Origin of the sequence: Pseudomonas sp. MRSN 12121, assembly GCF_000931465.1 — a bacterium.
Lineage (GTDB): Bacteria > Pseudomonadota > Gammaproteobacteria > Pseudomonadales > Pseudomonadaceae > Aquipseudomonas.
On record NZ_CP010892.1, the window covers coordinates 6005334 to 6020306 of the forward strand.

General features: G+C 65.5%; 11 protein-coding genes and 1 pseudogene. 3 read left to right on the top strand and 9 right to left on the bottom strand.

Going from position 1 to position 14973, the window contains the following annotated elements:
• Nucleotides 1-31: 31 nt before the first annotated feature.
• Nucleotides 32-1231 (bottom strand): benzoate/H(+) symporter BenE family transporter, encoded by a 1200-nt coding sequence (locus TO66_RS27315; protein ID WP_044465197.1) that lies wholly within the window; start codon nucleotides 1229-1231, stop codon nucleotides 32-34.
• 123 nt (nucleotides 1232-1354) lie between these two features.
• Here TO66_RS27315 and TO66_RS27320 point away from each other — a divergent pair, with 123 nt between their 5' ends.
• A complete protein-coding gene (locus TO66_RS27320) occupies nucleotides 1355-2842 on the top strand; it encodes a PLP-dependent aminotransferase family protein (RefSeq protein ID WP_044465198.1) in 1488 nt (495 codons plus the stop codon).
• Between the two features lie 4 nt (nucleotides 2843-2846).
• Here the strand turns inward: TO66_RS27320 and TO66_RS27325 are convergent, their stop codons facing one another.
• Together TO66_RS27325 and quiC are read right to left on the bottom strand one after the other, a co-directional pair.
• A complete protein-coding gene (locus TO66_RS27325) occupies nucleotides 2847-3524 on the bottom strand; it encodes a TetR family transcriptional regulator (protein ID WP_044465199.1) in 678 nt (225 codons plus the stop codon).
• Between the two features lie 104 nt (nucleotides 3525-3628).
• Nucleotides 3629-5539 carry a 3-dehydroshikimate dehydratase QuiC gene (gene quiC, locus TO66_RS27330; protein ID WP_044465200.1) on the bottom strand — a complete coding sequence of 637 codons (1911 nt, stop codon included), beginning with the start codon at nucleotides 5537-5539 and terminating at the stop codon, nucleotides 3629-3631.
• A gap of 538 nt (nucleotides 5540-6077) precedes the next feature.
• Here quiC and TO66_RS27335 point away from each other — a divergent pair.
• Nucleotides 6078-7415 (top strand): MFS transporter, encoded by a 1338-nt coding sequence (locus TO66_RS27335; protein WP_044465201.1) that lies wholly within the window; start codon nucleotides 6078-6080, stop codon nucleotides 7413-7415.
• A 79-nt stretch (nucleotides 7416-7494) separates the two neighbouring features.
• Here the strand turns inward: TO66_RS27335 and TO66_RS27340 are convergent.
• The 4 genes and pseudogenes from TO66_RS27340 to TO66_RS27355 all read right to left on the bottom strand — a co-directional run.
• Nucleotides 7495-8352, bottom strand: a pseudogene (locus TO66_RS27340) (DMT family transporter); the annotation flags it as partial.
• A 124-nt stretch (nucleotides 8353-8476) separates the two neighbouring features.
• Nucleotides 8477-9295: a sugar phosphate isomerase/epimerase gene (locus tag TO66_RS27345; RefSeq protein ID WP_044465202.1), complete on the bottom strand. Its 819-nt coding sequence runs from the start codon at nucleotides 9293-9295 to the stop codon at nucleotides 8477-8479.
• A 2-nt stretch (nucleotides 9296-9297) separates the two neighbouring features.
• Entirely contained in the window at nucleotides 9298-10353 is a 1056-nt protein-coding gene (locus TO66_RS27350; protein WP_044465203.1) for a Gfo/Idh/MocA family protein, read from the bottom strand.
• A gap of 224 nt (nucleotides 10354-10577) precedes the next feature.
• The gene (locus TO66_RS27355) at nucleotides 10578-11354 is read right to left on the bottom strand and encodes an IclR family transcriptional regulator (protein WP_044465204.1); all 777 of its coding nucleotides are present in this window, start codon (nucleotides 11352-11354) and stop codon (nucleotides 10578-10580) included.
• Nucleotides 11355-11563: 209 nt separating this feature from the next.
• On the opposite strand from TO66_RS27355, the gene TO66_RS27360 reads away from it, so the two are divergent.
• Nucleotides 11564-13291, top strand: a complete 1728-nt coding sequence (locus TO66_RS27360; RefSeq protein WP_044465205.1) for an FAD-dependent oxidoreductase — start codon at nucleotides 11564-11566, stop codon at nucleotides 13289-13291.
• Between the two features lie 245 nt (nucleotides 13292-13536).
• Here the strand turns inward: TO66_RS27360 and pcaG are convergent, their stop codons facing one another.
• Both pcaG and pcaH read right to left on the bottom strand, forming a co-directional pair.
• Nucleotides 13537-14142 (bottom strand): protocatechuate 3,4-dioxygenase subunit alpha, encoded by a 606-nt coding sequence (gene pcaG / locus TO66_RS27365; protein ID WP_044465206.1) that lies wholly within the window; start codon nucleotides 14140-14142, stop codon nucleotides 13537-13539.
• Nucleotides 14143-14152: 10 nt separating this feature from the next.
• A complete protein-coding gene (pcaH, locus tag TO66_RS27370) occupies nucleotides 14153-14872 on the bottom strand; it encodes a protocatechuate 3,4-dioxygenase subunit beta (protein WP_044465207.1) in 720 nt (239 codons plus the stop codon).
• Between the last annotated feature and the right edge of the window lie 101 nt (nucleotides 14873-14973).

The window sequence follows — 14973 nt, forward strand, 5'->3', positions numbered from 1 at the left end:
GATTGCCGCACCACCGGAAATCTTGCGCCGGCTATGCGCGCCCATGGCGGCTGGCGGAGCGAAACCGGCCATGCATCACCCCATGCGCCAGCAACCCCGCCAGCAATCCCCAGAAGGCGCCGCCCAGGCCCAACAGCGTGACATTGGCGGCAGTCGCCAGGAAGGTGATCAAAGCCGTCTCCCGGGCATGGGGATCGACCAACGCGGTGGCGAGACTGCCACCGATCGCGCCGAGCAAGGCCAGGCCGGCCAGGGTCGTGATAAAGGTCGCCGGCAACACCACGAACAGTGCCGTCAAGGTGGTGCCGAACACCCCCACCAGCAGATAGAACAGCCCACAGGCGAGCCCGGCCAGATACCGCTTGGCCGGCTCTTCATGCGCCTCCTTACCGGTACAGATGGCAGCGGTGATGGCGGCGACGTTGAACGCATGGGAACCGAACGGCGCCATCAGCAAGGAACCTATGCCCGTCACCGTGAGAATCGGATTGGCGCTGGTCTTGAAACCATCGTTACGCAGCACCAGCATGCCGGGCATGTATTGCCCGGTAAGGGTGATCAGAAACAACGGCAGGGCCACGCTCAGCAGCGCGTTCAATGAGAACACCGGCCAGGTCAGTAGAGGCATGGCCGGCTTGAGTTCGAGGCTGGCGAAACTGACTTGCCCCCAACCGAGCAACAGCACGATGCCGATCAGCAGCACCCCGACGATCGCATAACGCGCGGTAAAGCGGCGTAGCAGCACATAGCTGAGCAACAGCGCGCCCACCAGCACAGGGTCGACACCCGCGCCATCGAAAGCGCCGATCCCGAAACGCAGCAAAATGCCCGCCAGCAGGCCCGCGGCGATCCCTGGCGGGATCAGTTTCACCACCCGCTCGAAATAACCCGACATCCCCAGCACGACGAAACCTGCGGCCGACAACATGAAGGCTCCGATCATTTCCGGATAAGGCGTACTCGGTAATACCGCGATCAGGAAAGCCGCCCCCGGCGTCGACCAGGCGGTGATGATCGGCTCGCGATAGCGATAACTCAGCCAGGCACCAGTCAGGCCGACGCCAATGGAGATCGACCAGATCCACGAGGCGGTTTGCTCCGGGCTGAGCCCGGCCGCCTTGGCGCCCTGGAACACCAGGATGAAGGTTCCGCCGTAATTGACGATGACTGAAATCAGCGCGGCGACGCTCGGATGCAACAGGTCAGCGATTCTGATGCGGGCGGTTTTCATCGGTGGACCTTCTGGATGGGGGACGAGGCGAGGCAGTATCCGAAGGTAATGGTCTATATAAAATATCCACTTTCCATCAATATCCCAGACCACTTTTCGCTCTGGAACACTGATCAGTTCCCCATGAAAGCCCGCAAAACCGCCTACCCCATCTGGAACCGTCTGCAACTGACCAAGGACAGCCACCTGTCCTTGCGCGAGCAATTGCTGCTGTTCCTGCGCAAAGGTATCGCCGACGGCAGCGTACAAGCTGGCATCCGCCTGCCGGCCTCCCGGGTGCTGGCGGCGCAGTTGGGCCTGTCGCGAATGACGGTCACCGAGGTCTACGGACAGTTGATCGCCGAGGGTTTCCTGCAGGCCCGGACGGGCTCGGGTACCTACGCGATGGCCCGCATCGCCGAGCCAGCGGCCTCGCCGCCCACGCTCTCGGAATCCCCCCTCGGTTCCGCCCGGGCCCGGGCCCTGACCGGGAATGACTCGATGTCGGTGGCCAGGGCGGGCTGGCCACTGACACCGGGCCTGCCTGCCCTGGATGCCTTTCCCTATGCCCTGTGGGGACGCCTGGAAGGTCGCTTCTGGCGGCGTCGACCCTTTCCCGATCTGTCCTATGGCGACCCCCAGGGTTTCCTGCCATTGCGTGAAGCGCTGGCGGCATACCTCGGCGCGGCCCGGGGAGTGGTCTGTCATGCCGACAACATCGTGATCACCCCGGGCGCGCAAGCGGCAGTGTCGATTGCAACCCTGGCCCTTACCGACCCTGGCGATCGCGTCTGGGTCGAGAACCCCGGCTACGACGCGGCCTACCGCAGCGTGCTGCTGGCCGGCGTGCAGGCCGTGGGCATTGCGGTGGATGAGCAAGGCCTGGATGTGCAGGCCGGCCGTCGGCTGGCACCCGACGCCAGGCTCGCGCTGGTATCGCCCTCGCACCAGTATCCCCTGGGAGTCGCCATGAGCCTGGCGCGACGCCTGGCCTTGCTGCAGTGGGCCCGCGATGCCAATGCCTTCATCCTCGAAGACGATTACGACAGCGAGTTTCGTTACGCCTGCGCACCCACACCCGCGCTCAAGGCCCTGGATGGCAATCAAGGGCGGGTGATTTATGTGGGGACCTTGAGCAAGCTACTGGCGCCAGGCCTGCGCCTGGGATTTCTGGTCGCCCCCGAGGCGGTGGTGGAGGTGTTGCGCAGCGTGCGCAACGGCAGCGGTCATCGCGTACCGCTGTCCTTGCAGGCAACGGCGGCGGAGTTCATTGGCAATGGGCACCTCGGCAGCCACATCCGTCGCAGCCAGGCAGTTTATGCGCAACGCCGCATCGCCTTGCTGGAGGCCATTCACAGCGCAGGCAGCGAACGGATGTCGGTGGCCAGCAACGCGACCGGGCTGCACCTGCTCGCCGACCTGCCTGACGCGCTCGACGACCGGGCTATCGCCAGCGCCGCACACGCACGCAACATCGGCGTCGCCGCGCTGTCGGAGTTTTTCGTTGCGGCCCGGGGCAGGACGCGCCGGGGCTTGCTCATGGGCTTTGGCAATACCCGGGCGGAATCGATGCAGGGCGCGGTAGAAACCCTCTGCCGTCTGATCGACCGGCAGCGGGGGCAAACGACTTGAACAATCAGGCCTGCAGGTAACGCAGTACCGACTCGCAGATCATCTCGCGGTGGCGCTGCTTGATCGCCTCGTCGGGCAGGTCGATCTGGAAGATCTCGCCAAAGGTGTGGCGGTTGGAGACGCGGTAGAAGCAGAACGAGCTGATCAGCAAATGCACATCCAGCGGATCCAGGCCGGCGCGGAACGCGCCTTCCTCGGCACCGCGCCGCAGGATCTCGCCCAGCGCATGCAGGATGGTGTTGTTCATCGCCTTGATCGCCCCGGAACGCTTCACGTACTCGGCGTTGTGAATGTTCTCGATGCTGACGATGCGCACGAAATCGACGTTGCGATCATGGTGGTCGAAGGTGAACTCCACCAGCCGGCGAATCGCCTCACGCGGCGCCAGTTCCGCCAGGTGCAGGCGGCTTTCGGTGCTGCGGATGTCGCCGTAGAGTTTTTCCAGCACCTCGACGTACAGCTGCTCCTTGCTGCCGAAGTAGTAATAGATCATGCGTTTGGAGGTGTGGATGCGCTCCGCGATGGCATCCACCCGGGCCCCTGACAGGCCCTGCTGCACGAACTCGACGATGGCTTCCTGAAGAATGTTCTCGCGGGTCTTTTCCGGGTTGTTCTTGCGACTCTTGCGCGGCTCGATTACGGGCTGCTCCGGCGCTACGGAGAGTTCTGAGGTCATTGTCATTCTTGGGCTCACGGCCATCGCTGCACACGCGGGCGATTATGGGCCGCCTCGCGCGACGAAGGAAAGCAGGACGGCGGCCCTTTGCCGCCGCCGTTACGAAACTCCTACAACTTGGCCTGTCGCGCGGCGCCGCTGCGGGACTTGGCCATGGCCGCCAGGCGCACCGCGACGTTCGCCGCACCATAACCGGCGTAGCCATTCTTGCGCTGGATGATCTCGAAGAAGAACCGCCCCTCGAACGGCTCGGTGTAGACATGGAACAGCTCGCCGCCCTGGGCGTCGCGATCGTAGAGCACGTTGTAGTAGGCCAGCTCGCTGAGGAACTCGTCGTCGAAATCGAAGCGCGCGGCCAGGTCGTCGTAATAGTTGAGCGGAATGTCCAGCAGCGGCACCCCCGCCTCCTTGGCCCGGCTGACCTCGGCAAAGATGTCGTCGCAATCGAAGGCGATGTGATGCACACCTGAGCCGCCATAGCTGGACAGCGCATGGGAGATCGCGGTCTTGCGGTTTTCAGAAATGTTCAGCGGCAGGCGGATGCTGCTGCAACGGCTGCGCAGCGCCCGGCTCTTCACCAGGCCATAGGGGTCGGGCAGCACCACTTCGTCGTCGGCGGTGAAGTCCAGCAGGCTCTTGTAGAACAGCGCCCAGCTGTCGAGGCTGTCGGCCGGCAGCGCCATGGCCATGTGGTCGATGCGCTTGAGGCCGCCCTTGGCCACCACGCCGGGGAACAGATTGAAATCGGTGTCGTACAGGTGCTGGCCGCTCTGCTCCTGGTCCACCAGGTAGATCAGGCTGCCGTCCAGTTCGCGTACCGCGGTCAATTCCAGCTCGTTGGGCCCCACCAGCCCGCGATAGGGCTGGCCCTTGTAGGCCACCGCCCGTGCCAGCGCCTGCGCCCGGTCCTTGACCCGGATCGCCGTGGCGCACACCGAAGGGCCATGGGCCTCGAAGAAGCTATGGGCGAAGGAGTACGGCTCGGAGTTGAGGATCAGGTTGATATCGCCCTGGCGCATCAGGCTCACGCTCTTCGAGCGGTGCTGGCCGGCCCTGGCGAACCCCAGGCGCTCCAGCCAGCCGCCGAGCTTGGCGCCCAGCGCTTCATCCACGGCGAACTCGAGAAACTCGGTGCCGCCGTATTCGCTGGCCGGCGGCGGGGCGAACAGGGTATCGAGGTTGGCCACCGGGGTGGCTTCCTGCGCCAGGCGCTGGCGGGTTTTCTCTTCCAGGTACAGCAGCGAGCGCAGGCCGTCGGCGGCATTGGCCCGGGGCGGCGCGGCGCGGAAGCCGTCGTTGAAGATCTCCAGCGACAGGGGCCCGGTGTAGCCGCTCTTGATGATCGGGGCGAGGAATCCCGGCAGGTCGAAATCGCCCTGCCCCGGGAAGCAGCGAAAGTGCCGGCTCCACTCCAGCACGTCCATGGCCAGGATCGGCGCGTCGGCCATCTGCACGAAGAAGATCTTGTCCCCGGGAATCTCGGCGATCGCCGCCGGGTCGCCCTTGAGCGACAGGGTGTGGAAACTGTCGAGCAGCACCCCGAGGCTGGGATGGTCGGCCGCGCGAACGATGTCCCAGACCTGTTGATAGGTATTGACGTGCCGCCCCCACGCCAGGGCTTCGTAGCCGATCCGCAGGCCACGGTGGCCGGCGCGCTCGGCCAGCAGGCGCAGGTCGTCCACCAGAATCTGCCGGTCGCCGAGGCTGTCGGCGGCGGCATTGCTGCACACCAGCACCAGGTCGGTGCCCAGTTCCTGCATCAGGTCGAATTTGCGCTCGGCGCGATCGAGGTTGCGTTGCAGGCGATCGCGGCGGCAGCCCTCGAAATCGCGGAAAGGCTGGAACAGGGTGATGGCCAGGCCCAGGTCCGCGCACATCTGGCGGATCTCCCGAGGGCTGCCGTCGTAGTACAACAGGTCGTTCTCGAAAATCTCCACACCGTCGAAACCGGCAGCGGCAATGGCTTCGAGTTTTTCCGGCAGGGTACCGCTCAAGGACACGGTGGCGATGGAACGCTGCATGTTTCAACTCCCGGTAATGACGGCAGGCGCACGCTTTTTTTTGGATAGGCAGGGTTGGGTGAGCGGATTATTGCAGACCATCATTTAAAGTGTACGAACTGGTTAGTTTTTCGTGCGATTATCGAACAGAATGGCGGTTGGCGAATTGACGATTTTTCGCTCGCTGCGCACCATCGGCAACACATTGGGCCGGTGCCGAACCACCGCCACCAATGACCCAAGACCCAGAACACACCATAAGAATTTCAAAAATCGGGTACATCCTTATGCTTGCATTCAACGCCTCACACGCCTGTTCCGCCTTGCGGCGCTCACCTGGCCAGACCTGCCACAGCCATCTTCAGACGGACGCACTAAGGCCCCTGGGCTAATACCGTGCCCGCACGCTGACCCGAACGCTTTCGACCGCCGCACCCGATGCGTGGCGCCGACAGCACTCAGCCGATCGATCATCGAGTTCACCCGCAGCCCGTCTTCGATCACGCGCCCTAGAGTCCCGACGAGTTGTCCCTCGTCAGTCATTGAACGGATGGCCCACATGATTCCTTCTCAAAGCTCCCGCATGGCCCCGAGCCTCGGCACCGCCTCCGCCGGTATCGGCGACAAGATCCGCGGCGCCATGGCGGTCGGCAAGACCCGCTGGGGCATGCTCGCCCTGGTGTTTTTCGCCACCACCCTGAACTACATCGACCGCGCCGCCCTGGGGGTGATGCAGCCGATCCTGGCCAAGGAAATGAGCTGGACGGCGATGGACTACGCCAACATCAACTTCTGGTTCCAGGTCGGCTACGCCGTCGGTTTCGTCCTGCAGGGGCGGCTGATCGACCGGGTCGGCGTCAAGCGCGTGTTCTTCTGCGCGGTCCTGCTGTGGAGCCTGGCCACCGGCGCCCATGGCCTGGCCACTTCGGCCGCGGGCTTCATGGTCTGCCGCTTCATCCTCGGGCTGACCGAGGCCGCCAACTACCCGGCCTGCGTGAAAACCACGCGCCTGTGGTTCCCGGCGGGCGAACGCGCGGTGGCCACCGGCATCTTCAATGCCGGGACCAACGTCGGCGCGATGTTCACGCCCATGCTGCTGCCGCTGATCCTGCATGCCTGGGGCTGGCAGGCGGCGTTCCTGTGCATGGCCGCGCTGGGCGGTATCTGGCTGCTGTTCTGGGGGCTGAAGTACTTCAACCCGGAAGATCATCCGTCGGTCAAACCGTCCGAGCTCGAATACATCCAGCAGGAAGTCGAACCGGAACAGACCCGCGTGCCCTTCTCGCGCATCCTGCGCATGCGCGGCACCTGGGCCTTCGCCCTGGCCTATGCGATCACCGCGCCGGTGTTCTGGTTCTACCTGTACTGGCTGCCGCCGTTCCTCAACCAGCAGTACAACCTGGGCATCAACGTGACCCAGATGGGCATCCCGCTGATCATCATCTACCTGACCGCCGACTTCGGCAGCGTCGGCGGCGGCATTTTCTCGTCGTTCCTGATCGGCCGCGGGGTCAACCCGATCAAGGCCCGGCTGATGTCCATGCTGCTGTTCGCCTGCTGCATCGTCGGCGTGATCATGGCGGCCGGCGCCAGCAACCTGTGGCTGGCGGTGTTCGCCATCTCCCTGGCCATCGGCGCGCACCAGGCCTGGACCGCCAACATCTGGAGCCTGGTGATGGACTACACGCCCAAGCACATGATGAGCACCGTGTTCGGCTTCGGCGGCATGTGCGCGGCCATCGGCGGCATGTTCATGACCCAGTTGGTGGGGCACATCCTGACCGTCACCAACAATAACTACACCCTGCTGTTCACCCTGATCCCGGCGATGTACTTCATCGCCCTGACCTGGATGTACTTCATGGCCCCGCGCAAGATTCCGCAAATCGAAGACTGACGCTTGCCTCTCGCAGGCCCGGTTCCGGGCCTGCTTTTTTTCCCGCGTGCTCCCCTCGTCCAATGCCCCTCAGCGCCGCCGCTGCCGCCAGGCCACTGAGGCAGATCACCGCGATACCCACCTGGGTGATCGGCTGTGGCGCATGGCTGAACAACAACCAGCCCAGCAGCCCGGCAAAGACAATCTGGCAATAACCGAACGGCGCCAGCAGGGCCGGCGCCGCGTGACGGAACGCCTGGGTCAGGAACAGGTGGGCGGTCATGCCACAGGCGCCCAGGGCCAGCATCAGCAGGCCGTGGAAAAAGCCCGGCACCTGCCAGAAGAACGGCACCAGGGCACTCATCACCAGGGTGTTGCACAAGCCGGCGAAGAAATTGCTGGTGGTCGGGCTGTCATGCTCGGCGAGCTTGCGCGTCAGCAGTTGGTAAAAGCAGAAAAACAGCGCCGAGCAGAACGGCAGGAGCACCGCCGGGGTAAACAACTCGCCCCCCGGATGGACGATGATCAGCACCCCGGCAAAGCCGCAGATCACCGCCAGCCACTGGCCCCTGGTGACGCGCTCGCCCAGCAGCGGCACCGACAGCGCGGTGACCAATACCGGGGCCAGGAAGTTGACCGCGGTCGCCTCGGCCAGCGGGATGAACAGCAGCGCCGAGGTGAACAGCAGGCTGGTGCTGAGCAGGCACAAGGCCCGCGCCACCTGCAGCAAAGGCCGCCGCGTGCGCAATACTCCCAGGCCCGATTGCGGCAGGAAGATCCCGGCCATCAGCAGGGTATGGACCAGGTAGCGGGCCCAGACCACCATCATCACCGGGTAGAACCCCGAGAGGTACTTGGACAAGGCGTCGTGGCTAGCGAACAGGAAGGTCGCGACGACGACCAGCAAGATGCCCTTGAAGGGCTGATTGACACCGGATAGGGGTGTGCCGAGGGTCATCCGCGAGGTCTCTCAAGGTAGGTGTGTGTGTAGAAACAGCTTCGCGGGCAAGTCTCGCTCCTACAGACAAGCGGCGTGCTTTTGTAGGAGCGAGGCTTGCCCGCGATAGGGCCGCCCGGGGCTATCAATCAATCCGAGCCAACAACGCCCGAGTCTTGTCCAGGGCCATCTGCGCCCGCTCCAGGGCGCCGACGCCCTGTTCGAGCAAGTGCACCGTGGGAATCTCCAGGCTCAACGGCAGGTTGGCCGGCAGACAATGCAAGAGCCCCGCCAGGTCGCAATCGCCGTCCCCGGGAAAACGCCGCTCGTTGCGCGCCTGGCGCAGGATCTCCTGCATGTCGTCCGGGCGCGGGCCGGCCACATCGCACAGCTGGGCATAGCGCAGCCGCGACGGTGCGACCCGCGCCAGATCCTCCAGCCGCGAGGCCGAACGATTGAAGTGAAACGCGTCCACCAGCACCCCGGCATTGTCGCGACCGGCGTTCTCCACGACCCGCACCGCCTGTTGCAGATCCCGGGCATCGGTCCAGGGCATGAACTCCAGGTGTGGGTGCAATCCGTAGATCGACGCCAGGTCGCAGAGTTCGGCAAAGCGCTCGGTCATACGCGCTTCGTCGGGGTCGTTGCCGGCCACCAGCAATTCGCTGGCGCCAAACTCGGCGCCGACCGCCAGCACCGCCTCGAAATCCGCCACCCGGGTGTGCGGCTCGAGCCGCAGGATCTCCACGTCCAGCACCCCGACGCCGGTGTCACGCAGGCGGCTCAGGGTCTGGCGGCGCAAAGCGGCATCGGCCACCAGGGCAAAGTGATGCTCCTGCGGGGTCGCCGGCACCAGGCGCAAACCGACATGGCTGTAGCCGGCCCGGGCCGCGATCTCGACCATCTCTGGCGGCGAAACTTCCAGCACCGTGAGGCTGGCCAGGGACAGAATCCGTTCGTCCATGCTCATCCCTCGATCGTGGCCGGGGCACAGCCCCGACCGGTCGCGGCGGCTTCGCGGATCGCCTCGAGCAGCGCCAGGGTGCGAGCGGCATCGGCCACGCCGACCAGCGGCTCGACCTCGCGCCGCGCCACTTTGACGAAATGCCGCAATTGCAGGCACAGGGCTTCGGCGGCGGCGCAGCTTTCCTCGACCGCAAGCAACGGCTGGTGCCAGCCCTCGCTGCCCTCGGCGTAGCGCCAGCGCTTGAGTTGCGGAATGCTCAGGGCCCCGCCGGTGCCGGCCAGCAGGTAGCACGGTTGATCGGCCTGCTGCGGATACACCGGGTTCTCGCCCGACGCCAGCTCCCAGCTCCAGGGCGCGGCCACGGCGTCGGAGCCGGTCAGGCTGCCCAGGGCACCGTTGGCGAATTGCAGCAGCACGGCGGCACAGTCCTCGTTGGCGAAACCGCGTACCGCATTGCTGGTGATGGCCTGCACCTGCTGCACCTCACCACACAGATGGCGCAGCAGGTCGAGGTCGTGGATCAGGTTGGTCAGCAGCATCCCGGCCCCGGGTTCGCGGCGCCAGGGGATCTCGAAATAGCTGTCGGGCTTGTGCAATTGCCAGAGCGCGGTGACCGTGGTCAAGCGCCCCAGCGCGCCGCCCTGGATCAGCTCGCGGGCCCGGACGATCAGCGGGTTGTGGCGCCGGTGATGCCCCACCAGCACCGGGATGCCGGAGCTTTGCACCGCGGCGGCCAGCTCACGTACTTCGTCCAGGTGGACACCGACCGGCTTTTCCAGCAGCACCGGCACCCCGGCCGCCAGGCAATCCAGGGCAGTGGCGACATGCAGGTTGTTGGGGTTGGCGACTATCGCCGCGTCGGGACGGACCTGCTCCAGCATCCTTCGGTGGTCAGGGTAATGGGGCACGCCCCATTGCCCGGCCATGCCGGCGGCTTGCGGGGCGGGATCGGCCACGGCACAGAGCCTGACCTCGCTCAGCGTCTTGAGGTGCTGGTAATGCTGCTGGCCCATATTGCCAACGCCGATCAGGGCAATGCGCAAAGGCGAGTCCAAGGCGAAGTCCTCTTGTGATTGTCATGGGAACCCGAATATTTAGAACTCGGTTCCACTTTCACACAAGCGCCAGGAAAAATAGTGTCCGATCAGCGCACAACTTTAGAAAACCACAGACCCGTAGGAGCGAGGCTTGCCCGCGATAGGCACGACACGAATCTTCGGCCATGCCTCGCGGCCCCGATCGCGGGCAAGCCTCGCTCCTACGGAAAAGGGATGTGGGCTCAGCTGAAAAGCTCGGACGCCTGGCTGGCGGCCGAGAGCTCGTCGGCGAATTTCAGCAGCAGCGGCGCCAGTTCATGCAGGCGCGCCAGCGGCATGCGCGCGCTCGGGCCGGCGATGCTCAGCACCCCGACCACCCGGCCATCGATCGGGTGACGCACCACCGCGGCCACCGCCGAGGTGCCCACCGCCGAACTTTCCTCGACCCAGGCATAACCCTGCTCCCGCGCCAGGCGCAGGCGTTCGAGCAGCTCGATGTTCGAGCGCGGCGCATTCGGCCCCAGGTCCGCAGGCATCGGCGCGGCCTGGCGCTCGACCAGCGACAAGGCCTCGGCGTCGCTCAGGCAGGCCAGCCAGGCATGCCCGGAAGCGGTGTAGAACAGCGGCGCCTCGCGCCCCATGTCGGGGTCGTAGCGCAAGCCGGAACGGGCCCCCTGGGACTTGGCGATCCAGGTCTGGCGCTCGTCCTCGATGACCCCGAGGCGCACCAGCTCGCCGGTCTCCCGGGCCAGGCGGTCGAGCACCGGCTGGACGATATCGGCACCGCAGCTGGAAAGGTAGCGAAAGCCCATGGCCACCAGCCGCGTCGACAGCTGATAGCGCAGGGTGTCCGGATTCTGCCGCACGTAGCCCAGGCGGATCAGCTCGGCGAGCAGCCGGTGGGTGGCGCTCTTGGGGATGTCCAGCTGCTCGGCCAGGGTCTGCATCGGCAGGCCGCGAGGGTCGCTGGTAAGACTTTCCAGAACGCTGAAGACGCGCTCGATTTGACTGCCGGCCATGATCGGGTCCAGACGAAATTTGGCCGATTCTAGTGACAACCGGCGCAAGGGGAAACACACCGCGGCCTCGTTCGATAACCGCCCATAAAAAACCGGGCGGGCCGCGAATGAACCCGGCGCCGCCTTGCCGCAGATTATCCGACTCCGTATATTTTTTTGGAATCAAGTTCCAAAAATAACAACATTCGTTTCGCGGAGTCGCTTCTTCAATGCCTGCCACCCCTTCCCCGCAGCACCTCGACATCCATTGCGACGTACTGGTCGTCGGTTCCGGCGCGGCCGGCCTTTCGGCGGCCGTGACCGCTGCCTGGCACGGCCTGGACGTCATAGTGGTGGAGAAAGACCCGGTGTTCGGTGGCGCCACCGCCTGGTCCGGCGGCTGGGCCTGGGTGCCGTGCAACCCGCTGGCGCGCCGCGCCGGCATTGTCGAAGACGTGGAGTTGCCACGTACCTACCTGAAGCACGAACTGGGCGAACGCTACCAGCCGGAGCTGATCGACGCCTTCCTCGAAGCGGGCCCGCGCATGGTGTCGTTCTTCGAGCGCCACACCGCCTTGCAGTTCGCCGACGGCAACGCCATCGCCGATATCCACGGCGACACCCCGGGCGCCGGCACCGGTGGACGCTCGGTGATCGCCGCGCCCTACGATGGGCGCGAAGTCGGCGCGCTGCTCAAGCGCCTGCGCCGGACAATGCGCGAGACCGCGTTCATGGGCATGCCGATCATGGCCGGCGCCGACCTCGCGGCCTTCCTCAACCTCAGTCGCTCGCCAGCGGCGGCCTGGCATGTGAGCAAGCGCTTCGGCCGCCACCTGCGCGACCTCCTCACCCACCGCCGCGCCCTGCAACTGGTCAATGGCGTGGCGCTGGTGGCGCGCCTGGCCAAGTCGGCGGACGACCTTGGCGTGCAGCTCTGGGAGTCGGCGCCCGTCAACGCACTGCTGCGCGACGGCGACGCGGTGACGGGGGCCGTGGTCAATACCGCCACTCGCGGCCCTGTGCGTATCCATGCGTGCAAGGCGGTGGTGCTCGCCGCGGGCGGCTTTGCCAACGATATCGAGCGGCGCAAGGCGCTGTTCCCACGCACGCCCACCGGCCACGAGCACCTGGCCCTGCCGCCGCTGGCGGTGGCGGGCGACGGCTTGCGCCTGGGAGAAAGCGTCGGCGCCCAGGTCGATACCGACCTGGCGTCGCCCGTGGCCTGGGCCCCGGTATCGGCCGTGCCCTACAAGGACGGCAGCCGCGGGCATTTTCCGCACATCATCGAACGCGGCAAACCGGGGATCATCGGGGTCCTGCGCAACGGCCAGCGTTTCGTCAACGAAGCCGATGGCTACTACGACTATGTGCGGGCGATGGTCGCGGCCGTCCCCGAAGGCGAAGAAGTGGCGTCGTGGCTGATCTGCAGCCACAGCTTCCAGCGCCGCTATGGCCTGGGCATTTCCCGGCCCTTCCCGGTGCCGCTGGCGCCCTTTGTCCGCAGCGGCTACCTGAAGCGCGGCGACAGCCCGGAGGAACTGGCCCGGGCCTGCGGTATCGACGCCGATGGCCTGCGCGCCACCCTGGCGGACTACAACAGGCATGCCCGACAAGGCCTGGACCCGCAGTTCGGCCGCGGCTCGACGCTCTATAACCGCAAGCAGGGCGACCCGCGCCAGCAACCCAACCCGTGCGTGGCGCCCATCGAGCAGGGGCCGTTCTATGCGGTGAAAGTCCAGCCGGGCTGTTTCGGCACCTTCGCCGGGCTCAAGGTCAACCGGCACGCCCAGGTCCTCGACGACCGGGGCCAGGCCATCGCCGGCCTGTACGCCGCCGGCGGTGACATGGCCAGCATCATGCGCGGCCACTACCCCGCCGGTGGCATCAACCTGGGGCCGGCGCTGACCTTCGGCTACATCGCCGGTCGCCATATTGCCGGGGCCGGGGCCTACGAATAAGACGAGGATCCGCCTCAAGGAAGGCGTGGTGCTTGAGATCGCTTGAAGGCCCTGCGGGCCTTGTCGCAGACTCGCCAGGGCTCGGCAGCGGCTACAGGGATTGCATGTTGCCCGTAGCCAAGGCCTCACACGATCGATGTAGCCGCAGCCGAGCCCCGCGAGGCTGCGATCGGCTCCGCAGGAGACACCAAACCTATCACTGCGGATTGCCAGGCCAACCCCGCAGAGCGGCTATAGCGGACAGATCAGAAATCGAAGAACACCGTCTCCCCTTCCCCCTGGATGCGGATATCGAAGCGGTACGCCCGCTGCCCGTTCACTTCGCAGGGCTGCGCCAGCAGGGTTTCCCGACGCTGCGGTTGCTCGATCAGGTTCAGCACCGGGCAAGCGGCGTTGGCCTCGGCCTCGTCGGCGAAATACAGGCGGGTGTGCAGATGGATATTGATCCCCCGGGCGAACAGCGCCACGTTGATGTGCGGCGCCATCGGCACCCCGGCGGCATTCTTCACCACGCCCGGCTTGACGGTGTGCAGTGTCCACTCGCCGGCATCGAAGGTGGTGGCCGTGCGGCCGAAGCTGTTGAAGGCTTTCTCCGAGTCGAACACCGGGTCGTAGACCCCCTGGTGGTCGGCCTGCCAGAACTCCAGGAACGAGTCGCGCACCAGGTGGCCGTTGCCGTCATACACGTGGCCGATCAGCAGGATCTTCTCCCCCTGGGCATCGGGCCCGGCCATCCGGTTCCAGATCTCGTCGTCGCGCGTCGGGTTGCCGGCGGCGGCCAGCGCCAGGCCGATGTGCACATAGGGGCCGGCCGTTTGCGAAGGGGTTTCGGGCAGCAATTGGATAGGCATGGCAGGCTCCTCAGCAATTCTCGAAATGGGTCTTGCGCTGGCCGCGCAACACGATGTCGAAGCGATAGGCCAGGCAGTCCATCGGGTTCGCGTGGCTCATGTCCAGGCGGGCGATCAGGCTTTGCACCGCCTCCGGGTTGGCGATCGACTTGACGATCGGGCACAGCGGAATCAGCGGATCGCCTTCGAAATACAGCTGGGTGATCAAGCGCGCGGCGATCGAGGGCCCGCTGATGGAGACGTGGATATGCGCCGGACGCCAGTCGTTCGGACCGTTGCGCCACGGGTAGGGGCCGGGCTTGATGGTGCGGAAGCTGTAGTAGCCATCGCGATCGGTCAGGGCCCGGCCGACGCCACCGAAGTTCGGGTCCAGGGGCGCCAGGTAGCGGTCGTTCTTGTGCCGGTAGCGGCCGCCGGCGTTGGCTTGCCAGATTTCCACCAGGGTGTGGGGGATCGGCTTGCCGTACTGGTCGCAGACCCGGCCGGCGAGGACGATCCGCTCGCCCACCGGCAAGCCGCCATTGTTGAAGTTGAGCAACAGGTCGTTGTCGAAACGCCCGAATTTCAGATGGGAAAAGTCCGGGCCGCCGGTTTCGCTCACCGACTGCGGGATGCTCACCAGCGCCTGGCGCGGCGAACGGGTCACGGAGGTCTTGTAGTCGGGGGTCAGGGCCTTGGGGTGCCAATTACGGTCACGGATCACGAAGCGACTGCTGTCTGCATCAGACATGTCGGTCTCCTGTTGTTTGATTTTATGGAGCGCAGCCCGCGCAGTTTCAAACAAAAGGCGCTCGACGAATATTGAAAAGCCGCCTTCCACCCATAACCGAA